The 21,207-nt window shown below is 53.5% G+C and carries 18 protein-coding genes; 5 read left to right on the top strand and 13 right to left on the bottom strand.

From position 1 onward, the window contains the following. Positions 1-307 precede the first annotated feature (307 nt). Both glpX and rpiB read right to left on the bottom strand, forming a co-directional pair. Positions 308-1,279, bottom strand: a complete 972-nt coding sequence (glpX, locus tag ACTHRH_RS24440; RefSeq protein WP_440418039.1) for a class II fructose-bisphosphatase — start codon at positions 1,277-1,279, stop codon at positions 308-310. A gap of 45 nt (positions 1,280-1,324) precedes the next feature. After that, positions 1,325-1,783, bottom strand: a complete 459-nt coding sequence (gene rpiB, locus ACTHRH_RS24435) for a ribose 5-phosphate isomerase B (RefSeq protein ID WP_144939751.1) — start codon at positions 1,781-1,783, stop codon at positions 1,325-1,327. A gap of 685 nt (positions 1,784-2,468) precedes the next feature. Here rpiB and ACTHRH_RS24430 point away from each other — a divergent pair. Beyond that, complete coding sequence (locus ACTHRH_RS24430; protein WP_440418037.1) at positions 2,469-3,254, top strand: DeoR/GlpR family DNA-binding transcription regulator; 786 nt, start codon at positions 2,469-2,471, stop codon at positions 3,252-3,254. A gap of 107 nt (positions 3,255-3,361) precedes the next feature. Here ACTHRH_RS24430 and ACTHRH_RS24425 read toward each other — a convergent pair whose 3' ends face one another. The 7 genes from ACTHRH_RS24425 to bioB all read right to left on the bottom strand — a co-directional run bounded on the left by ACTHRH_RS24425 (position 3,362) and on the right by bioB (position 10,331). Then, positions 3,362-4,639: an AGE family epimerase/isomerase gene (locus ACTHRH_RS24425; RefSeq protein ID WP_379291489.1), complete on the bottom strand. Its 1,278-nt coding sequence runs from the start codon at positions 4,637-4,639 to the stop codon at positions 3,362-3,364. A gap of 2 nt (positions 4,640-4,641) precedes the next feature. Further along, complete coding sequence (locus tag ACTHRH_RS24420; RefSeq protein WP_440418035.1) at positions 4,642-5,520, bottom strand: NAD(P)-dependent oxidoreductase; 879 nt, start codon at positions 5,518-5,520, stop codon at positions 4,642-4,644. Positions 5,521-5,665: 145 nt separating this feature from the next. After that, positions 5,666-6,352 carry a GntR family transcriptional regulator gene (locus ACTHRH_RS24415; RefSeq protein WP_440418046.1) on the bottom strand — a complete coding sequence of 229 codons (687 nt, stop codon included), beginning with the start codon at positions 6,350-6,352 and terminating at the stop codon, positions 5,666-5,668. Between the two features lie 430 nt (positions 6,353-6,782). Further along, positions 6,783-7,448, bottom strand: coding sequence for a bifunctional 2-keto-4-hydroxyglutarate aldolase/2-keto-3-deoxy-6-phosphogluconate aldolase (locus ACTHRH_RS24410; RefSeq protein ID WP_144939737.1), 666 nt, complete (start codon positions 7,446-7,448; stop codon positions 6,783-6,785). A gap of 49 nt (positions 7,449-7,497) precedes the next feature. Further along, entirely contained in the window at positions 7,498-8,466 is a 969-nt protein-coding gene (locus ACTHRH_RS24405) for a sugar kinase (protein WP_260982164.1), read from the bottom strand. A 1-nt stretch (position 8,467) separates the two neighbouring features. Further along, complete coding sequence (gene kduD / locus ACTHRH_RS24400) at positions 8,468-9,223, bottom strand: 2-dehydro-3-deoxy-D-gluconate 5-dehydrogenase KduD (RefSeq protein WP_144939735.1); 756 nt, start codon at positions 9,221-9,223, stop codon at positions 8,468-8,470. Between the two features lie 109 nt (positions 9,224-9,332). Next, positions 9,333-10,331: a biotin synthase BioB gene (gene bioB / locus ACTHRH_RS24395; RefSeq protein WP_379291496.1), complete on the bottom strand. Its 999-nt coding sequence runs from the start codon at positions 10,329-10,331 to the stop codon at positions 9,333-9,335. A 255-nt stretch (positions 10,332-10,586) separates the two neighbouring features. On the opposite strand from bioB, the gene ACTHRH_RS24390 reads away from it, so the two are divergent. Then, on the top strand, positions 10,587-10,880 hold the full coding sequence (locus tag ACTHRH_RS24390; protein ID WP_379291498.1) for a hypothetical protein: 294 nt from the start codon (positions 10,587-10,589) through the stop codon (positions 10,878-10,880). A 162-nt stretch (positions 10,881-11,042) separates the two neighbouring features. Here the strand turns inward: ACTHRH_RS24390 and ACTHRH_RS24385 are convergent, their stop codons facing one another. After that, a complete protein-coding gene (locus tag ACTHRH_RS24385) occupies positions 11,043-11,405 on the bottom strand; it encodes a VOC family protein (RefSeq protein WP_379291500.1) in 363 nt (120 codons plus the stop codon). Between the two features lie 402 nt (positions 11,406-11,807). On the opposite strand from ACTHRH_RS24385, the gene ACTHRH_RS24380 reads away from it, so the two are divergent. The 3 genes from ACTHRH_RS24380 (at position 11,808) to ACTHRH_RS24370 (ending at position 14,049) form a co-directional block, all read left to right on the top strand. Beyond that, the gene (locus ACTHRH_RS24380; protein WP_440418032.1) at positions 11,808-12,701 is read left to right on the top strand and encodes an ankyrin repeat domain-containing protein; all 894 of its coding nucleotides are present in this window, start codon (positions 11,808-11,810) and stop codon (positions 12,699-12,701) included. Further along, entirely contained in the window at positions 12,698-13,516 is an 819-nt protein-coding gene (locus ACTHRH_RS24375; protein WP_440418030.1) for a GNAT family N-acetyltransferase, read from the top strand. Before ACTHRH_RS24380 ends, ACTHRH_RS24375 begins: the two co-directional genes overlap by 4 nt. A 143-nt stretch (positions 13,517-13,659) precedes the next feature. Then, a complete protein-coding gene (locus ACTHRH_RS24370; RefSeq protein ID WP_440418028.1) occupies positions 13,660-14,049 on the top strand; it encodes an ankyrin repeat domain-containing protein in 390 nt (129 codons plus the stop codon). A 591-nt stretch (positions 14,050-14,640) separates the two neighbouring features. Here the strand turns inward: ACTHRH_RS24370 and ACTHRH_RS24365 are convergent. The 3 genes from ACTHRH_RS24365 to ACTHRH_RS24355 all read right to left on the bottom strand — a co-directional run bounded on the left by ACTHRH_RS24365 (position 14,641) and on the right by ACTHRH_RS24355 (position 20,921). Beyond that, positions 14,641-17,172, bottom strand: coding sequence for a hypothetical protein (locus tag ACTHRH_RS24365; RefSeq protein ID WP_440418026.1), 2,532 nt, complete (start codon positions 17,170-17,172; stop codon positions 14,641-14,643). Continuing rightward, entirely contained in the window at positions 17,169-18,812 is a 1,644-nt protein-coding gene (locus tag ACTHRH_RS24360; protein ID WP_379291506.1) for an RNA polymerase sigma factor, read from the bottom strand. The genes ACTHRH_RS24365 and ACTHRH_RS24360 overlap by 4 nt, the downstream gene beginning before the upstream one ends. A 327-nt stretch (positions 18,813-19,139) precedes the next feature. Beyond that, entirely contained in the window at positions 19,140-20,921 is a 1,782-nt protein-coding gene (locus ACTHRH_RS24355; protein WP_440418024.1) for an ABC-ATPase domain-containing protein, read from the bottom strand. Between the last annotated feature and the right edge of the window lie 286 nt (positions 20,922-21,207).

Below are 21,207 nucleotides of genomic sequence, written 5' to 3'. Positions count from 1 at the left end.
GCTGCTGAGAGTAGTACTATTCGCTTACAAGGATGAACCGTTAGGAGACCGCAAGATACGCCATCCCTACTGATATATTCAAAGCGCAGCTTGGACAGAACGCCAAGTTGTCCATTAACCGGACGACTATGTTATCATTATCGATACCAATAACAAAATGCAGCAAAAAACAGGCTCCACCAATGGGTGAAGTCTGTCCTCACAGAAGAATTACTTGCTTGCGTGCTTCCATGGAGCCGCAAGACGTGGGTCCGCTGATCATGGAATCATTAATAAGGAAAGAAACTTACTTGTCTGCGGAATAAACTTAATGGCGGGCCTCGATAAATTGAAAACCGGGGGTTGAGCCGCCGATCGCCACGAAAGAGTGGGTCAGCATGCTTCCGTCTTTGAGCTTGCGGACCCCCTTCAACAAAGGGCTATCCGTGATTCCGGTCGCCACAAAGAAACAGTCTTCCGATCTAACGAGATCGTCGATCGTCAACCCTTTGTCGGGCTCGGACAATCCCATCCGGACGCAGCGCTCGTACTCTGCCCGGCTGTTAGGGACCAATTGGGCCTGCAGATCTCCCCCCAGGCATTTTAAAGCGGCTGCTGCAATGACTCCTTCGGGTGCGCCCCCCGTACCCGCTAGCAAATCAACATCCAGCTCTTCCAATGCAGTAGCTATGGCACCAGTAATATCACCATCGGAAAACAGCTTCACCCGAGCCTCCAAATCGAGGACTTCCCGAATTAAACCTTCATGACGGGGGCGATCCTGAATCATGACGGTCAGCTCCTGCACCTCTTTACCCAGAGCTTTGGCCACCGCTTTCATATTTTCCGTTAAGGAAGCCTGGATATCTATGCACCCTTTGGCTTTAGGGCCAACCGCTATTTTCTTCATGTACATATCGGGAGCATGCAGCAAGCTTCCTCTCTCAGATGCGGCTATAACGGCCATAGCATTGTCCTGGCCCTTGGCCATCAAACTGGTTCCTTCCACCGGATCCACAGCGATGTCCAGATGAGGCCCCTTCCCCGTTCCCAATTCCTCGCCAATGTAAAGCATGGGGGCTTCATCCATCTCCCCTTCCCCGATCACGATGACTCCCTTCATCGGAATGAGGTTCATCTGACGGCGCATCGCTTCCGTCCCGGCCCCGTCCGCTTCATTCTTATTCACCTTGCCGATCCAACGATAGGAAGCGATGGCCGCTTGCTGAGAGACGGTAAGAAAGCTCATGGCCAATGCCTGAACACTGCCCGCATCGCTTATCCTCCTATTGGCTTCCATCCTGTTCACCCCCCACAGGTAATCTCCTTCATGCTTATCGTGCTCTTACCGGGCTTGCAAAAATTGCCGCTCCTTATCGATAATTTGCTGCACTTTTCTGGCGGATCGGCCCCCGGGAAACTCGGATTCCAGATAGACTTTAACAATCTGCTTGGCTAATTCTATCCCGATAATTTGCGCCCCCATGGTGAGAACCTGGGCATTGTTGCTCTTCTGCGCTCTTTCAGCCGAATAAGTGTCGTGGCACAAAGCCGCACGGATACCCGGAACCTTGCCCGCCGCAATAGCTACTCCTATCCCCGTCCCACAGACGAGAATTCCTCTATCTAGTTTCCCTTCCGCGATATCGCCCGCAACCCGGAAAGCGACCTCCGGATAATCTACTTCCGTACAGGAGTCGTTGCAGCCGTAATCCGTTACTTCATGCCCCAGCCCCCGGATATGCTCCTTCAAGCTTTCCTTCATGTCAAAAGCATTGTGATCGGACCCTATACCGATTCTCATTTCCTATTCACCTCGCGAGATGTGATTATTATCGTTTATTTTTATTTATTATCATTTATATATTTATTTTTTCATTTATTTCGAAATTTGTCAATAATAATTACGTTTTGTTATCGTTATTAATTGTTTTATAGTTATTCCTTGCGGAATTCCCGCTATTTATCTCCGGCAACCTACTCCATTTGAAGAAAAATTCGACATTCCCTACTCATTTGATTTATAATTTTCCTGAATTGGGTAGAATAATATATTAACTCCTCTCTATCACTTATCGCGATCCATTCGGGCTGCAAGAAACCGAGATTTGCTCCTCCAAGCCACCACGACTGCCTTCTAGTCTGTTTATTGTTTTCTTTTGTGTTATAACGCTTTAATTTTTATTTTGTCGTATTTTACACAACAAATGATGTATGATGTATTATGAAACAAGAAGAAATGGCTTTCGCCGTCCTTGTCTTCCTTTATATCGTATTAACGTTGTAAAGTTCTTAAAATTGCTGTGTGGTAAAATAAAATCTACTAAGTTGCCAATAGGATAGGCAGCGATAACCGCGTTTTCAGTTATCCGGGTGGGACCGCCGACATATATGCTCACTCCGTCGATAGTTCTATCAGTAAACAGGTGCTGCAGACTCTTACCCGGAGATGCGGCCGAAATATACTCAGTGCGCAGGTGAATAATACAATGCAAAAAATGTTCGCTCCCGAAAGAAGACAAATTATACTGGAGAAGTTAAACAAACACCAAAGGGTGACAGTCAAAGAGCTGTCCCGGGAAATTAACGTGTCTGAGGCTACGCTTAGAATGGACCTTACCAAAATGGAAGAGGACGGTCTGCTTCAGAGAACCCATGGTGGAGCCATTTCCATCCAAAACACGGATCCGGAAACGAGCTTTTTTACCCGTGAGAAGAAAAATAAGAGCGAGAAATCGGCTATCGCCAAGAAAGCGCTGGAGCTGATTGCCGACGGGCAGTGCATCATGCTGGACGCCAGTTCAACCGCGCTCGAATTGGCCCGGATTCTGAAGGAGAAGTCGATTCGGCTCACCGTCGTTACGAGCGGGATTAATACTGCTCTAGAGCTGCATGAGCATCCGGATATGACGGTCATTTTGCTGGGCGGCATTGTCAAGAGAGGCTCCTATTCCTTGGAGGGCAGCCTGGGAATCCAGATCCTGAAGCAGATTAATATCGACTTGATGTTCACTTCCGCCAACGGCTTTTCCTTCGAAGCGGGCTTGACCGATTTCAGCGTCTACGAGGTCGAATTGAAGAAAGCGATGGTTCATGCGGCCAAGAAGGTGGTGGCCCTGCTCGATCATAGCAAGATCAATAAAAATTCGATCGCTTCTTTCGCTTCCCTGGATGAGATCGATATTCTCATTACCGATTACGCCATGCCGGACAGCGAGCTGAAGGCCTTGAAGAGACAGAATATTGAAGTTCTTATTGCACCGACAGACGAATAATCCGGATAAATAATTGTATCGCGGTTGAGCCTGATCATACGAAAACCTGCCCCGGACATTCCCACGGAGCAGGTTCTTTGCTTTATTATTATCGGCGGAACGGAACATCATTTCATCTTGCGAAGAAGCTCAATAATATAAATCACGTTGCGAATAATGTGATAAGGGTCCTTGACCGGCAGCGCGACTACCTTCTCTATCGGCTCGCCGTTCCGCTTGCGAATCTGTATCCACTCCCCGACTTCCCTGTCGGGATTGGGGAACGTGGAGAAGGTATAGTCATGCACCTTCCGATAGTCATCCAGAAATTCCGGGTTCCCGGTCAGATGGTAGCACAGCAGCGTAGTATAGAGCGCCTCGGAATGCACCCACCACAGCTTGTTGTCCCAATTTTCCCGGATCTGCTTGATCATCGGCTCCGACTCCAGACCGGCCGGTGCCTCCCCAACAGGAGGTCCGCCCAGGCGGTCCATGAACAGGAGCAGCCCTCCATACGGTTCGTCCCAGCCGAGCTCGAACATTTTCTTGGTCGTACGTACCGCCTTCTCCACATAGCCTTCCAGTCCCAGCTTCTGCGCGGCATGAATCAGGAACCACATATCCTCGATCACGTGGCCGGGATTGCAGTATCTCCCCAGCAGCGTATCGTCGCGGCCGTTATCGGTGCAGATCATTTCGTTCAGTACCCCGGATTCATCCATGAAGAGGCAGATCTCCTCCATGCAATTCCTCATCATACCGGCCAGCCTGTCCGTATCCTCGTCCTTCAATGAGGCGGCGGCTTCCCACAGCTCCTGGGTAACATTCAGCAGAATCATCGGAATGTTGTGAGACTTGTATCCTTCGGGAGTAGGATAAGGGGCCATGTGGTAATCCCGGCGGGCTATCCGGTCGGTCACCGAATCATGCAGGGATCTCGCGAAAGACAGCGCCTCCCGGTCCTCGGCCGCCGACGCATAATGGGCCAATCCGGCAATGACGAAGCAGTCGGCAAAGATGCTTGAATCATAAGGATCACCCGGTTGATTGACTTTCGGGCGGCCTTTCTTATCCATGACGAAGGTGCAGTGGCCGTTTTCCAACAGACAGTGCTTCCTCAGGAACAAAGCGCCATGACCGGCCAGCTTCAGAAAATGCCTGCGCTCCGCGTCGCTGAAAATGCCCGAATCGCTCGTCGCCAGCTTGGCGTACATCCAGACGAACCTTCCCTGTGACCAAGTGTACTTGTCTTCGCTGACCAGCACAGCCCCGGTATTGTCATAGCAATTAAAATAACCCCCGTCCTCCCAATCGACAGACTTCAGCCAGAACGGCAGCAGAACATTTTTTAAGTGATCCGTATAAAAATCCAGCAGTGCATCTCTATTCCAATTATCGGTTATCATCGTTAGTTCTTCTCCTCCATTCCCGGATATTCCCTGACTACTCTCGCCATCTCGGAAAGATCGTGATCGCCGTAGCCCTTCAATTGTCCCAGCCGAAGCAAATTCAGCCCGCCATCCAGTACGAAGGAAGGCATCGAGTATTCTTCGAACAGCTTCTTCACGTATGTTATGTCTTTAAGCGCGAGATCAAGAGAGAAGGACGGCTCGTAAATCTGATCCACGATCTTCGGCCCGTTGCTCTGATACATGGCGCAATTGACGCCGCTGTGACCGATCGTCTCGAACAACTGCAGGGTATCGAAGCCCAGCTTCTCCGCCAGCGGAAAAATTTCCGAATAAAGCGCGACATACATAATCGCCAAATAATTGTTGGCCAGCTTGGCAATGTTGCCTGAGCCCGGCCCGCCCATGTATTGAACCCCCCGGGAAGCAAAGCAGCTCATTATCCCGCGGGTATCCTCGAACGTCTCCTTGTCACCTCCGAATGTGACCATTAGCGTCCCCTGCTCGGCATGGGCCGGGGTCCCCATCAGAGAAGCATCGGCAAACCGGCCTCCGGCTGCCCGGACCTCTTCGTGCAATTGCTTCGAGGACAAGGGATAGCTGGTGCTTAAATCGATGATGATTTTGCCCTTCACCCCGTGGGCTATCCACTCCCGAACGGTTTCCTCGACCTGCACCGATCCCGGCAGGGACAGGAAAATTACATCGCTACCGTCCAGAAGCCCCCTACCGTTCTCAGCAATATTCGCATAGGAGGCAAACGGCTTCAGCAGTTCCCGGTTGATATCGTATGCCGTGACGGAATACCTCTGCTTGATCAAATTCCGGCAGATCCCGCTACCCATCCTCCCTAATCCGACAATTCCGATTTTTGTCATGGCAGTCTTCCTTCCTCATGAATGGATATGTAATAAGTGCGTAAGCTTTTTCATGCCGACTAGAAAGCGAGCCCTTCCATATTTAGCGCAGCTCTTTCTCTGCAGGTCGCTTAACCGGGAAATCCTCCGACAGCGGTTTTTCTCATTACAACTGCATGCTTCGCTCGGCGGACTCCTTGAAATAATTAGGATACTTCTTTAACAGCTCGTCCTTCTCAAAGCGGGATTTTACATGGATTCTCAGCTCCCGCTCCGCCATATCGAAATCGCGCCGGCGGATGTATTCGACAATGCGGGTATGCTGCAGAATAATCGTTTCCCAGTCAAAATAAACCTCCAGCAGCAGATTGCGGAATCGCTTGTAATGGCCAAGCATCTGCTGAATGACATTCCACGTCCGGGCCTTGCCGCATTTGTAGAAAATAGCGCGATGGAATTCCTCGTCCAGCTCATGCATCTTCTCATAGCTGTCATGTCCAGCGTAGATGACTTGCTGGGATATAAGCGCTTCCAAATCGAGCAAATCCTTCTCACTAAAGCTTCTGCAGGCGATATTCAAAACGGCCACTTCCATATTCTCACGGACAAAGCGAGCCTCCTCTACTTGCGCCATATCGATCAACGATACAAACGAGCCCTTCTGAGGATAGATAACAATCAGCTCTTCCTCCGCCAGCTTGATAAATGCTTCCCGGGTTGGAGTCCGGCTTACCTGAAGCCTCTCCGAAATCTCCTTCTCGGAGATGAGCATTCCGGGCTTAAGCCTCATGTTCAATATGCTATCCTTGACGGTGTTATAGACATAATCACGATTCGAGCCTCTCTGAGTCACCAAACTAATCTGCTCCAGTTCTTTGATAAACTATATTCAACCAAATCATACTAGTATACTAGTATACTAGTATGATTTGGTTGAATGTTCAACAATTTTCCATATTTCGCCGAAAACAGACAAATTCCTGCTTCTATCCCCTTTTCTTCCTTGTTCTTCACTTACTTCCCGTTCCTATATATAGAGGCCCCGCACCCTGCATTGCATAAGACACCGGACCGGGACTAACCCCGGTTATCCCTCTATACTGCGGGGCTATGGCGGGATGCCTCATTGCGCCAATAATAACGGCAGCTTCGAAAGGATCTATAACGGAATAAAGAGCCTTTCCCTAAATTGGGAAAAGACTCTTTATTCTTTACCGTCAAATTGATGCAGCGAAAGAACATCCCTTGAAACACAGACGTTCAAAATTATTCAATAGGATGACTCACTTCGCCTTGGCGGCGAGATAGGCTTCCTTGTATTGGGCGGCGCGCTTGGCTACCAAGCTGAAATCGCCGGTCTTGACCGCTTCCGCCGTCAGGTCGGAGCCGATGCCTACCGCTACTGCGCCCGCGCGGATCCAATCGCCCAGATTATCCAGCGATACTCCGCCTGTAGGCATAATGTTGGCTTGCGGGAGCGGGCCTTTGACCGCTTTGATCATTGCCGGCGAGAACAGGTTGCCCGGGAACAGCTTGACGATGTCCACCCCGAGCTCCAGAGCGCTCTGGATTTCCTGAATCGTCATCACGCCCGGCATGACCGGAATCCGGTAGCGGTGGCAGAGCGTAACCGTTGCCGGATTGAGCGAAGGCCCGACGACAAATTCGGCGCCGGACAGAATAGCTGCTCTCGCCGTCTCCGGATCGAGCACCGTTCCCACCCCTATGATCGCGAACTTCGCGGGATCTTCCGCCGTTGCGGAGTAGCGCTTGCCCAATTCTTCAATGGCGCGCAGCGCAAAAGGAACGGTCATCGTCACCTCGATGGCCTTGATTCCACCGGCAATCGCCTGCTCGGCCATCTCCACTACTTGCTCCGGAGTATCGCCCCGCAGTACCGCGACTACTCCTTCTTCCATCAGCTTGCTTGTTACGATCATTTTCTTCATAGAAATCACACTTCCGTCTGTTAAGGTTTAGTTGTTTCCTGACATTCGGTTATCTTTCAACATGGGCTACCCGATTCAAGGTCGCCTGCACCTGTTCCCAGGTCGGGATGCCTTCCCAGTCCCCCTCCATCTGAATGACCATGGCTCCGACCAGGTTACCCAGACGAACGGCTTCGTCAAGCGAGTAGTTCTTGAGCAAGCCGGCAATGAATCCTGCGCAGAAGCCGTCACCGGCACCGACCGTATCGACCACCTGCTCCACCTTGAAGTATGGAATGGAGCGGGCCTTCCCCTGCTCTACAATAAAGGTCTCGGCGTCCCCGCCCTTGACGATGGAAACGGCTTGCAGCCGACTTAGCTGTTCCACAATCTCATCGAAATTATCCGTCTGATACAGCAGCTTAAGCTCGTCCAGGCCGGGCAGGAAATAATCCGCCTGCTCTGCAAACGTGAACAAGGTTTCCCGTGCCTTGTCGACACTCCACAGCTTCAGGCGCAAATTCGGGTCGAAGCATACCTTTACTCCGTTGCGGCGGGCGATGGCAATCGCTTCGGCTACGGTATCCCGGCAGCTCTCGCTCAATGCCGGAGTAATGCCGGTCACATGGAGAATAGAGGCCTGACGAATATAGGATTCGTCCAGATGCACGGGCTCCATTCGGCTGGCTGCCGAGTGCCTGCGGTAATAGTAGACCGATGATTTACCGGCTACATTCTCCCGCAGAATGAGACCTGTCGGAGCCTCCGACGTCAATTCCGCCCTGGAGACATCGACGCCTTCCCCGCGGATACGCTTGAGAATCATTCGCCCGAGCGGATCCTCTCCCAGCCGGCCAAACCAGCCTGCCCGGTGGCCAAGACGCGAAATCCCGATGGCTACGTTGCTTTCAGCTCCTCCGAACGACTTCTCCAAATGGGAGGTATATTCGATTCCTTTGGAGCCATTAGGCATCAGAACCGCCATTGTCTCTCCGAACGTGACAACCTCAGGCTGAAACATTTGCATACGGTCCGTCATCTTATCTGCTCATCCATCCGCCATCGACATCAAGCACATGGCCGCTCATATAATCCGATGCTGCAGAAGCCAGGAAGATAACGGGTCCTTGCAAATCTTCCGTCGTTCCCCAGCGACCGGCCGGAATCCGCTCCAGAATCGCTTTGTTGCGGTTCTCATCGGCGCGGAGAGCAGCGGTATTATCCGTGGACATGTATCCGGGAGCGATTGCGTTCACATTGATTCCCTTACCCGCCCACTCGTTAGCCAGAGCTTTCGTTATTCCTGCCACACCGTGCTTCGCAGCCGTATACCCGGGCACGTTAATTCCGCCCTGATAACTGAGCATCGAAGCGATATTAATTATTTTTCCCGACCCTTGCTTGATCATTTCGCGTCCGGCCAACTGGCACAGGAAGAAGACCGAGTTCAGGTTGAGGTTAATGACGTCATGCCAATCCTTCGCAGAGTGATCGGCTGCTGGAGTACGACGAATGATTCCGGAGTTGTTGACCAAAATATCAATCTTCCCGAAAACTTCCAAAGTTTCGTTGATCACTTGCGGAAGCTTGCTTTCATCGCTAAGATCAGCCACAATGGTATGAGCTTTGCGTCCCATGGCTTCAATCTGGTTATGGACTTCGCGAGTCTTGTCGCGGCTTGTAACAATGGCAACGTCCGCTCCCGCCTTGGCCAGACCCAGTGCCATTCCTCCGCCCAGGCCTACGGCCCCGCCAGTGACGATAGCTGTTTTTCCCGTAAGATCAAATAAATTCATGAAAGCAGCACCCCATCCGTTATTCTTTATTTGAAGAGCGGACACCCTTGTCCGATTCTCCCCCCATTATAGTCCAAACCCGGCTGATGTGCCAATAACCGGCAAGGATTTAACCGAGTGCGCACTCCTCGATCTCGAATCCAAGGTCTTCGATCATCCGGTGATCGGCGAGTGACTCCTGGCCTTCGGTCGTCAGGTAATCTCCGACAAACACGGAATTGGCCGCATACAGGCTGAGCGGCTGAAGCGAGCGAAGCTGCAGCTCGCGTCCCCCGGACACCCGGATTTCCTTAGACGGGCAGATGAAGCGAAACAGAGCCAGTACCTTCAAGCATCGGCGGGGGTTCAGGTCGTTCCGGCCGGCCAGCGGGGTACCTTCGATCGGATGAAGGAAATTCACAGGAATGGAATCGGCTCCAAGTTCTCTCAAGGACCAGGCGATTTCCACAATTTCCCGATCGCTCTCGCCCATGCCGATGATACACCCGGAGCAAGGCGACATTCCGGCGGTCTTGGCCTTCTCTACCGTCTGAACCCGATCGTCATAGGTATGGGTCGTCGTAATCCGGCCGAAATGGCTGGAGCTCGTATTCAAGTTGTGGTTATACCGGTCCACTCCCGCTTCTTTCAGCCTCCGAGCCTGCTCCTCATTCAATATGCCGAGGCAAGCGCAAATTTTCATCGGCATCGTCGCCTTGATTTCCCGAACAGCCGCCACTACCTGGTCCACCTCCCGGTTGCTGGGACCCCGGCCGCTCGCCACAATACAATAGGTGCCTGCCTTAAGCTCCATCGCTTTGCGCGCTCCATCCACCAAGGTATCTTTCTCCAGCAAAGTATATTTTTCAATCGGTGCATTGGAAACGATCGACTGCGAGCAATAGCCGCAATCCTCCGGACACAGCCCGCTCTTGGCATTCATTATCAGGTTCAGCTTTACTTTATTGCCGTAATAATGCCTCCTCACCCGGTAAGCCGCCTGCAGAATAGCCAGTAATTCGCTGTCATCCGCCTGAATCACGGACAAGCTCTCCTCCATGGTGAGTCTTTCCCCGCTTAGCGCTTTATCCGCATATTCGTTCCAGTTGATTTGCTGCAGCTTTGTCATATGTATTTTCCTCCCGTAACCCTGTCTTCTTCTCGAATAATCATGTGAAAATGGACTTTTATATTAATTGTAAACCATTTTTCATCGTATATAGGTTAACATTTTACATCCGCTGTTGTACACCTTTAATTTGTAAGAGCTCTTCAGGATGCGGGAACAGCCGCTTAGGTCACCTGGGCGTTTATTCCAAAGCCCCATCGGGTAAAAATATAAGGAGAAGCGAACATAGTCGGTCAAGGAAAGGAGGTGGGCGGGATGACGGATTGGCTGCAGCCCTGGGGATCGGTTCTATTGTTTACCGTCGTTATTGTGGTCACCTGTACCCTTACGGCTATTGGTGTCTTGCTGTTTCCGGCCAAAAAGGAGGAGCAAGCCGAATTCGAGGAATGGACTCCTTTTTTCCAGGAAGTGAAACCAACGATGAATAAATATGAATGGTCTGAAGAGGAGAAGCAGGACGATGCGAATGAGGAGTCGGATGCGGAGGCCGGTTTATTTGCGGACGATAATCGGTCTTATGACGGAGAAGAGCCGGAATACTCCCGGTAATGCTTTAAATTTCGCACAAAAAGACGGCCCGTCCGATGGAAACGCGACAGCCTGGCATCCAGGATTACCTGAATAGAATCGCAATTCGGAAGAAGCTCTTCTCTATCGCGATTTCCGGCGGTTTCATCGGACGAGCCTGCACTCGGCGTGCTAAATCGCTGATTACCCTTTCAGCAAAAATTCATTACCGTCTATATCTTTAAACCGGGCATAAGTTCCCCAGGCCATTTGGTTGGGGGGCTCCATAAATTCTACCCCATTGCCGGCCAGACGGTCGTAGGTGCCCTGAATGTCTTCGCATTCGAATACAATAGAGGCTTTCAACTCCTCGGAATTCGGCATCAATTTCTTCGGATATAGGACGAGGCGAGATTGAGCGCCCGGGGGCGCGACTTCCATCCAGTGAGCTTGGGGGCCCATCGGATGATTGGCCACCACTTCAAAGCCGACCTTCTCGGTCCAAAATTGCAGCGATTTCTCCTGATCCTCCACATAAACCGCAACAGTAGCTATCTGTTTGATCATCGTTATTCATCCTTTCATCCCCAGTAATGGTTTCATCGATATTGTTCGTATCCCGTCAGCAAATTATGGCGAAGGCTAAGCGATCTGCCGCCACAGCCCCCTGACGTCTGGAGTGCTTAACTGGACTTTATTATTCTGTCTTCTTCCCCGGGAGCTAAAACCCGGAGTCCCCGATTCACCCCATAATCTCGTAAAAATGCTGCCCATTGCGCCTGTCCTGGGTGCTCTCCGGATTCTCACCCTATTGCCCCATCTGGCTGTCTACCCGGATTCTACCCTATTGCGCCCATCCTGGCTATCTACCCAAACTCTACCCTACGCATCGGCTTTGACATTTTTTTCATTCCAATGATATATTAAAACTGTAATACTTATTACAAAATTACATTCGGGTGTTTATTTATGAGCAGAAAGTCAAAAAGAAGCATCGTTATCTCCGTAAGACTGGATGAAACTACTCTCCAGGCCGTGGATTTGTTGGTGAATTCCGGGCTTGCGCAAAGCCGTTCCGAAGCAGCCTCCCAATTTGTCAGCATCGGGGTGCAGTCCTCCGAAGAGCTACTGCTCAAGGCCAAAGCCTTGGAAGCCCAAGTCCGCGATTTGAAGAACGAAATGCTCGACGCGGTGAAGAGCCATAACCTGGACAAAGTCAAGCAGCTTCTGGATATCGATGAGAAGCTGAAGGACGCCAAGACCGAAGAGGGCCAAACCGCCATCCTGATGTCCGCTTACTACCGGGCTAACGAGATCCGGGAGCTGCTCCTGCAAAGAGGGGCCGAGCTGAGCTTGTATGAGGCGGCCGCAGTCGGCAATACATCGAGAATCCGGGAGCTGGTAAGCGCGTCCCCGGAATTGGTCAACAGCCACAGCTTCGACGGGTACACCCCGCTCGGTCTTGCGGCGCATTTCGGCAACGAGGAGGCGGCGGCTTATTTGCTCGACAACGGGGCCGAGCCCAATCTTAAAGGGAAGGACGGCAAGCTTGACAATACTCCTCTGCATGCCGCCATTGCCGGCAACCATCTTAATCTCGTCAAGCTGCTGCTCCGGCACGGTGCCGACATCGATTCGCAGTGTGAGGGGGAGGCTCGTCGCGGCTTTACTCCTTTGCATGTTGCGGCCCATTTCAACCGGACCGAAATCATCGGGCTGCTGCTTAAGGAAGGCGCCAATCCCCGCATTGTAAACAGCGATAAGCTAACGCCGGAAGAATACGCACGGATGAAAGGCAATCTCGAAGCCGCCCGCCTTATTATGGCGGCTGCTAACCCTGCAGATGGGAGGGATCCAATTTGAAGCTTCCCGTCATTAACGAGGAATGGGCCCGGCGGATTCAGCAGTCGGAAGTCGAATTTTTTACTTCGAGAATCAGCTCTATTGGCGAACGGGAAGGAAATCCGAACGGCGTCGAAATCAGGCGTTTCGGGAAATCGACGGCCTTCTATGTTAGAGAAATGCCCTGGAGCCTGTTCAATTCCGTAAAAGGGTTCTCCCACGAGGACCTGGGTCGGCTGGAGGAAATCGTTCAATTCTACCGGGAACGGCAGAGAGCCTTCCAGATGGATATCAACCCTGTCGGCTGCAGCCCGGAGCTGTTCAAGGAACTGGCCCGGCATGGCTTGCAGCAGGAGGGCTTCCACTCCGTCCTGTATGGGCTGCCGAAAGCCGAACTGCCCACGCTGCCCGCAGAAATCTCCATCCGCGAAGTGAAGGATGAAGAGGATTTCCAGCACTATGCGGAAGTTCATTGTGTCGGATCGGGAATGGCCCCGGTACACAAGCATCATTTCTTCAATAACAATATCGGCCTGCTGGGAAGGCCGGGCTGGAGAATCTACCTGGCATCGTGGCAGGAGCAGCCGGCTGCCGTAGCTGTCATGCATATAAGCGATGACATCGCTTCCTGCACTCTGGCCGCAACCGCTCCTCAATTCCGGAGGAAGGGGCTGCATACCGCGCTTCTGTTAAGACGGATGCATGATGCGTATAAGGCGGATTGCAGACTCGTAGCGGCACAGGCGAGCTTCGCCGGCACCAGCCAGAACAATATGGAGAGAGCCGGGATGCGAATCGCGTGGACGCGCGCGGTCTGGGGCACCGTTACCACCTAGCCTTGAACCTTTGCTCGCTCTCATCACTTGAATCTTTTCTAACGCGACTATCATCGATTTCGATTAATGCTTTTAAATATTGCTTGCTTTAATTAATGCTTTAATAAATGACCTTAATCAATCGCCAAGGAGAGGATAGCCCTATGCCGGAACTTGCCCCTGATTTAGTCAAAGATTTTGTGTACCAGGCTCATGCCGATTTCGATAAGGTTAAGGAGATGCTGGAGCAGCACCCCGGGCTGCTTAATGCCGCATGGGATTGGGGCAATGGAGATTGGGAGACGGCATTAGGCGCAGCAGCCCACATGGGCAGGCGCGACATCGCGCTCTATCTGCTGGAACAAGGGGCCCGAATCGATCTGTTCGCCGCCGCCATGCTGGGCAAGCTGGACATCGTCAAAGCCATCCTTCAGGATAACCCGGAAGCCCTTCATTCCAAGGGACCTCATACCATTCCGTTAATCGAGCATGCCAAAGCGGGAGGAGAGCATTCGTTAGAAGTGGTTCGGTTTCTTGAAGCTCTTGCTGTATAGTCGCCCGAGTACAAGGCTCCACAAAGTAACGTATGGCCTTCGAAGCGTATTCCGGGTACTTTGCGGGGAGCCCCGTAAATACCCCACAAAGTGACGTATGGCATTCCGGGTACTTTGCGGGGAGCCCCGGTACTTGAGATGAATAACCCGGTATTAGAGGTACCTTTTTATGCCGACTGAAATTTGGCCCCATGTTAATGCTTTATTGCTAACCTTTCAAACGTAGTTAGAAAAAGCCTGCAAATCTGCATGCTTTTGACCGTTTGGCTCCGTGCCCACAGCAAAGCCTGCTAAAATACATCTTTATTCTCGTTCTAGGAGCCTTCGGGCGAATTTATTCGAAAATTCATGCATTATCGCAGCTTTTCTCCTTGAGTACCACGAAACGGCTCAAAATTCATGCATTATCGCAGCAATTTCTCCACGGCCCCGCTTTATGGTGTCTAAACGTTCCTATTTTCATGGCCAGTCACTCCTTATGACTTTGCTTTGATGGTGGGTTTTAACAGCCCTTTAGCGGAGAGCTCCGGAACTTTACAAAGCCCCGATAAGCCGTACATATACAGCTTACCGGGGCTTGAACACGCAGGCTTACAGAAGCTCCACCAGCCGGCGGTAGGCCTGAACTGCTCCGATCTCCGCCTGTTTGGCCCCTCTCATTAAATCAGCAGCCGCGTAACGCCGCTCGACATCCGGAATCGGTCCGAACGGCTGCATCCACGGAAACATTTCGTTCAACTGCCCGAATGCTTCGTTCAGCTTCGCCGCATAACCGATGGCCGCATCGAAAGCGGCATCCAGAGCCGGATCGTTCAGCCGTTCCTTCACCTCGATGAGGAACCTCCAGCCGGAGTGACGCAGCTCCCTCCAGGCATTGGCATGCAGCCCCAAATACCAGCCGTCATACTGCCCTTTCTCCAATGCCCGTATAAGAACGTCAAACGCATCCGGCCCGGTGACCATGCCCGGCTGCGCCCATTTGCCCGCAGGATCGGCGAACTCCACGGCGAGCTGCAAGGCTTCCCGCACCGCCGTGCGGTCGCCGGGAGCCGGCTTCGGCTTGGTCCAATATAGCCGAACCTCCCCCTCCTCCTGTGGAGACAGAATAGCGCCCCTCTGCTGATTTCGCTGACATTCGTCACAACGGCATACCGTTCGAACCGGGCCCTCGTCCTGGAAGTTCACCCGGCGAGCCGTACAGGGCTCACAAGGGCATTGCCCGAGACCGTACATCGTCCAAGGGATGGTCCGCTCCGACGGCCCATGCCATGAGCTTGTATAATATCCGTCCCGGTCATACCCGCGGATAATCGAGTATTCGCCTCCGGGGAAATCGACAGCCCGCCCGAAGCAGGCCCAGCCTTCATCTATCGCCTTCCTTGCGGCGTCCCATGCCTCCCGCAGCAGTGAGCGGTAGGCTTCGCCACGGGCGCAGCCTTCCACCCCGCCGATGTCCAAGCCGATGTTGCCGAACAATTCAACCAAACGACGCTCCGGCAGCGGGATGCAGAAATCATGGACGTTAATCCGTTCATGCATGGCAAATAACAAGGGCCTTCCGGTGATTCCCTGCAGCCAGGCATCGGAGCAAGCAATCCCGTAATAGTTAACTATTCCCCGGTAGGTATTAAAGGGAGACATGCAGCTCATGCCGTGGTAACGCAGACCTTCCAGCATTGTTTGATGGCCCAGCTCCTCCGACAGCCGCCGCATGATCTCCGACACGGAGCTTTCCAGCGAAGCCGCGCGGCGGATCGAGTCCGCAGCCTTCGTCTGCCAATCCGAGTCTGACGGTCGCTGAGACTCGCCATCCAGAAACCATCGCTCCGCCTCGCCGAGAGCGGCGGCAATCGTTTGATATAACCGGCTCCCTTCTTTAATCAGTTCGGTCAGGGAAGGACCGGCTTGCTCCATGCTCCGGTGCAAATACAGTACAGCCTGCTCGCGGGCCTTCCGCCACTCCGAAGCGATTCCGGCATGCCGGGAAGGGTCGTCCGCCGTATCCGAAATGGCCTCAAGCCATTTCCTGTACGCATGAGCATTGTCCTCCCCCGCCTTGGCAGCCAAGCGGAAGGCTGCTTCCATTTGATGACGACGGTCCGTCCCCTCAACCTGACGCACCGAATAGATTCGCGGCGCCTCTCCTTCCTGAAGCTGTTCATCCGGATAGAACGCCAAACCGCCTCTTTCCGGGCATTCGAATATCAGGGATCGCCCCTCGCATCCGGTTACGGCCATATATGGCCGTTTCCCCTTAAAGCCGGCGAACAACGGCACCCCTTCCGCCAGCAAATCCGCTGCATGATCCGTCTCCGCCGGTTGGATGTCAATCCCAAGCAGACGGGCCTGTGCCTGCAGGAGGCGGAGATTCTCGTCATCCTTGTCAAATACGCTGCGGGGAGGGGAAAAGGCCAGCCCGCTCACCCCCATCCAGTCGCTCTCGTCGATATAGCGGTTATAATAATGCATGGCTCCGAGCAAGCATGCCCACAGGGAATGCTCATGCGGCGCGGGCCGATATCCGGGAAGCGCGAAGGTGCGGCTCTTCGCTGCTCCATTGTCTGCGGCGGATACGAAGTCGGCTGGCCGGTGCTCCTTCACGGCCAGCATCCCCACCCGCAGATTCGCCCGCCAGCCGGTACGAATGCCGATCGGACCTTGGAGCCCGCGATAGTTTCCCGGAAGCGCAAACCGCTCTTCCTCATTCACAAGAAAGCGCATGACATCCTCCGCAATCACCCATTCCACCTGATGCCAGCGGCCGGCCGGTACGCTGCCCAGCCCGGGCATATTAAAGGCTTGGCCCGTCACCGGGTGCCGAACATGGAGAAGATCCTCCCGCCGGTCCCAGTTCAGTACGACCTGCCCTTTCCCATAGACAAGCACAATATTGGTGCTGTCCGTCATCACGGTCGCTTCAATCGATAGCGGCGTCCGATAATGGCGCTCCGTCAAGGCGGGATGGATGCCGAACGAGTCCGTAAGCTGCATCCCTTCCGCTATGCGTATTGGCTTACTGTCCGGGTGGGCGACAAGCCGGTCCACAGGCCGCCCCTCCTGATAAACGGTTATCCATACCTGCTCTTCGGTTGCTGTGCTATGGGCCATCTGCTCTTTCATCATCGTCCCTTCTCCTCCTCTTCATTCGAAAGACAGCGGGACAACCGCCTTAAGGCGGTTAATCCGGCCTCTTCACAAGCTTTGATTTGCTGCAGCAGCCTGACGGCTTCCTTCGCTTCTTCCTGGTCCAGCGGATCTCCCCCGGATGGAAAAGGAAACCGGGAAGCCAACCGGGCGAAGCATGCGGCCGCCTCGTAGTAATAACCCTCCGCTTCGAACGCGAGACGTTCCTTCTCCCCTTGCCAGCCCGCGGTCCATTTTCTTAAAAATTGAACGGCATGCCGCCTGGCATCGGCTGCAATTAATAGCGTATAGCTGTTGCCCAACGCATCTACCGTACCGTTGCGAAAAGCCGCCATCCAGGCTTCATAGGCGGCTAATCCGTTTGCATAACCCGGGAAGGACCGTTCGCCGTATGCATGGGCTTCCACCATCGCAATAGCTCTCTTCAAGGCTGCCTCCGGCGAAACCGGAGAAATATGCCGGTCAGGCTCCATAGCCAGCACGAACACCCCTCCGTCCTCGCCGCGCCCTAGCCGGTCGTACGCAATCTTGCCCGGTCCGCTGCCGTCATCTCCGGTGAATTGCTGCCGGGCATCGTCATAGCCGTAGAGCAGCCCGAATTTCGGGGCGAACAGGTCCCAGGCGATAACGGCACGTCCGGCCGCAATCTCTTCCCTCGCCAGCGCGACGGCCTCTCCCAGCATGTACGCGGAGGGAGCCGTACCGCCGTCTCCAACATGCCGGGCCCGCAGCCCCAGGTTGGCCAGCCCTTCGGCGAAGACCGGCTCCCAGAAATACATGGCCGGTCCCGACACCCCTATCCTGGCCGCATCCAGACTGATGCGGAACGCCTGACCGGTAAGCCCCATGACATCGGATACCGTCACATCCCCGCAGCCGATATTCCGCATATATAGAAAGGCACAAACCGCAAACGAGGTTTCCGCGCTTCTCCATTCTTCGGCAGTCCATCGCATGGGCAGAAGATTGTTGGCCTTACGCAGCATTCCGTGAGAAGCGGCTTCCATCCTGTCGCGCAAATATTCGCGCACTCGCGCTTGTTTGACCTTATGCCGTGAACGGGAGATCGCTTTATATACGCTCCCTTCGCTCATTCCCAAGGCGTCTGCAATCTCCCGGGGCGACAGCTGCCGGAACACATGGGCTTCGAACACCTCCCGTTCTCCAGCCGATAATCCGTGCAGCATTCGATGAACCGCGGCAAAAAACTCCCTCTGAAGCCACACACGCTCCGGATCGGCTGCCCCCACGGTCGGCCCCTCCGTATTCCTCGCAAGCCGGTATAATAAGCTGTCCAGATCGGGCCTCAGCTCGCCATTAGCTCCCGCATCCTCTTTAACCGGCAGGCTGCTGAACACCGTTTCGCGGGATACTCGCGCTGTCCGACGCACATCCATTAACGCTTCGTTGCGGACGATCCGGGACAGCCATGGGGCAAATCTCTCCACATCCGCAAGCCGGTCTATATGCTTGAACGCCTGAATCAAAGCATTCTGTACGACATCCTCCGCCTTCATCCGGTCACGGACAATCCTCCTGGCAATTCCGACGGCTCTTTCCCGATGCAGCCGGACCAGCTCGCCAAATGCCTCCGAATCCCCTTGCCGGGCTCTATTCACAAGCACGGTCTCCCTCTCGTCCATTTCGATTGGCTTCTTCGTTCTCCTCCCCTCCTTCACCGCATAATAGGATAGATGCTCTAGGGCCCGGATTTTGGACATATTTAACGAAAAAAGTTGGCCCAAATAGAAAAATTTATTTCAGACTGCGATTCTCCATCTGTTTTCCAAGCGCAGCCCTGGTATGTTATCTCTTTAGAACGTTGAAATAACGGGTACTAACTAATTCGCAATACTGCCCGCCACTCCCTTCTACAAAAAAAAGAAAACCGCGACGCGACATTAATCGCTGTCTGGTTTTCCATCGTCACTGATGCAGTTACAAAGTTATTTCACCCTCAGCGTTCTCATCCGGTTAATGGCGGCGGCGAGCTCGTGCTTTCGCGGCAGCGCCAAATCCCCGGGATGCTGTCCACGAAATGGCGAAATCACATCCAGCCCTTCTCCGGCCACCTGCTCATATAGCCGGTCTATCGCTTCCCTCAAACCTTCGCCTTTGCTAAAGCTGCGACGGAACAGGATCCGGAGCATATCCGCTATCGCCCGGGTTTGGCTCGGATCCGCAAGCTGCTCCACGTTCGACAGGTCGACCTGCGACCGGCCGATCAGAATCGCGGATAAACCTTTCGCCGAAATCTTTTCCTTCTTGCCGGCAGCAGCATCGAAGCTGTCCGGAAGCGGATAACGCTCTGTCGGCGCCGTGAACCCCTCGCCCCGTTCCGTCTGCCGGCGGCTATCGAGCTCGCGCGCAATGGCGAGGGCCTCCTCCGTCACATCCCTTGGAGAATACTCATCCATCATAATTACCCGGTCGGCCGCGTCGAAATAATCTCCGGAGCCCCCCAGGACGATAATGGTGGATACTCCATGCCGGTCATACAGTTCCCGGACCCGGTCGATGAACGGAGTGATCGGCTCCTTCTCCTTGCCCACCAGCCGCTGCATTCTGGCATCCCGCACGAGGAAATTCGTGGCGCTCGTATCCTCGTCGATCAACAAACAGCGGGTCTTCATTTCGAGCGCCTCCATAATGTTTGCCGCCTGAGAAGTACTTCCGCTGGCATCTTCGGTCGTAAACCGGTTCGTATCTTTGCCGAACGGGAGGTTGGAGATAAACGGAGTAATGTCCACCTTCTCCACCCGGCGACCGTCCTCCGCCCGAATCTTGCAGGCGCTCTCGTCTGTAATGACGTACTCCCTTCCGTCCCCCGGAAGGTGGTTGTAGACTCCGCGTTCTATCGCCTGCAGCAGCGTGCTTTTGCCATGGTAGCCCCCGCCGACGATCAGTGTCACTCCCTCCGGAACAGCCATACCGGTAATTGTCGTTCCATCCGGCAGCGGAATGCTTCGTTCCATGGACGGAGGAGCCTGGAACGGAATAACGTTCCCGCGGCTCAACGGGCGATTGCTGACGCCGCTTTCCCTGGGCAGGATCGCCCCATTGGCGACAAAAGCCACGCATCGTTCGCGCTTCAAATATTCGCGAATCGCCTGTTGGCGGTCCGCCGTGCGAAGATGCTCCTGCAGTACCTCCCATGAGAAGCCGCTCATGGCCTGCAGAACGATATCGGGCACTACGCGGCACAGCAGGCCGGCCGCTTGTTTGCCCAGAATACGCCGGCCGGCCGCCGGCAGGCCGACCGACAAGCGCACCTCCACCTGCTCTAATCTGGCGACGACCGCCGTCCTCATCAGCACCTCCTGGCCCGGAGCGTCGATCCAGATCAACCCGCTGGATCCCGTCCCGCCGTCCCGTTTGGCAGCAGGCTGCTTAGTCCGAATCGCCTGTCCCACCTCTCGGGCAAGGAAATCCTCCAGCGCCGTTCTTCTCCAAGCCGCCTCCAGCCATTCGGCCTTGAACGGCTTGCTTAGCGGATTCACCACCACGCGAATTCGGGACGGGGACGCGAACGGATCTCCCTGGACATAGTCTATATGCAGCGTGAAGCCTTTTCCATCATAAGAGCCCTGTATTTCTTTATAAGCTTTGTATCCTTTGCCATCTATGGCTTGCAGCTTGCGTTCCAGCCTTTCCACCTTTAAGTTCAACATCCTTTCCGGCAAATTGTCCATATAGCTTTCGACCGTATTTTTCCTGTATCTGCTCAATAAAAGTCTGCCCGACGGGTATATTCGTGCATACTTAATTCGCGTTATATTGATTACCTCATGAAGGGTGAGCGGCATGGGCAACTAAGTGGATTTCATACAGCTAGCTTTGCTCCTTAGGGTGAAAAAAGGAAACTACCTTGAAAATCCGTCTATTTTACCGTCTGCAGGCATCGTTGCGTGCGGAGCGACACGTCTAACTGTATTTGGTACAGGTAGATTCAAGCGAATGGGCGAAAATGATCAAACTAACTGGATAAACTACAGTTAAAATGGGCAACTTTGG

Origin of the sequence: Paenibacillus sp. SAFN-117 (assembly GCF_051966115.1) — a bacterium.
Taxonomy (GTDB): domain Bacteria; phylum Bacillota; class Bacilli; order Paenibacillales; family NBRC-103111; genus Paenibacillus_L; species Paenibacillus_L residui.
The sequence above is the reverse complement of the archived record's forward strand: the minus strand, read 5'-3'. Positions and strand labels throughout refer to the sequence as shown.

Excerpts from the sequence above, each read along its gene's own strand:
- ACTHRH_RS24420 (WP_440418035.1), bottom strand. The coding sequence starts at position 5,520 with ATGACAAAAATCGGAATTGTCGGATTAGGGAGGATGGGTAGCGGGATC.
- rpiB (WP_144939751.1), bottom strand. The coding sequence starts at position 1,783 with ATGAGAATCGGTATAGGGTCCGATCACAATGCTTTTGACATGAAGGAA.
- ACTHRH_RS24385 (WP_379291500.1), bottom strand. The coding sequence starts at position 11,405 with ATGATCAAACAGATAGCTACTGTTGCGGTTTATGTGGAGGATCAGGAG.
- ACTHRH_RS24430 (WP_440418037.1), top strand. The coding sequence starts at position 2,469 with ATGCAAAAAATGTTCGCTCCCGAAAGAAGACAAATTATACTGGAGAAG.
- glpX (WP_440418039.1), bottom strand. The coding sequence starts at position 1,279 with ATGGAAGCCAATAGGAGGATAAGCGATGCGGGCAGTGTTCAGGCATTG.
- kduD (WP_144939735.1), bottom strand. The coding sequence starts at position 9,223 with ATGAATTTATTTGATCTTACGGGAAAAACAGCTATCGTCACTGGCGGG.
- ACTHRH_RS24380 (WP_440418032.1), top strand. The coding sequence starts at position 11,808 with ATGAGCAGAAAGTCAAAAAGAAGCATCGTTATCTCCGTAAGACTGGAT.
- ACTHRH_RS24405 (WP_260982164.1), bottom strand. The coding sequence starts at position 8,466 with ATGACGGACCGTATGCAAATGTTTCAGCCTGAGGTTGTCACGTTCGGA.
- ACTHRH_RS24390 (WP_379291498.1), top strand. The coding sequence starts at position 10,587 with ATGACGGATTGGCTGCAGCCCTGGGGATCGGTTCTATTGTTTACCGTC.
- ACTHRH_RS24425 (WP_379291489.1), bottom strand. The coding sequence starts at position 4,639 with ATGATAACCGATAATTGGAATAGAGATGCACTGCTGGATTTTTATACG.
- ACTHRH_RS24370 (WP_440418028.1), top strand. The coding sequence starts at position 13,660 with ATGCCGGAACTTGCCCCTGATTTAGTCAAAGATTTTGTGTACCAGGCT.
- bioB (WP_379291496.1), bottom strand. The coding sequence starts at position 10,331 with ATGACAAAGCTGCAGCAAATCAACTGGAACGAATATGCGGATAAAGCG.
- ACTHRH_RS24410 (WP_144939737.1), bottom strand. The coding sequence starts at position 7,448 with ATGAAGAAAATGATCGTAACAAGCAAGCTGATGGAAGAAGGAGTAGTC.
- ACTHRH_RS24365 (WP_440418026.1), bottom strand. The coding sequence starts at position 17,172 with ATGATGAAAGAGCAGATGGCCCATAGCACAGCAACCGAAGAGCAGGTA.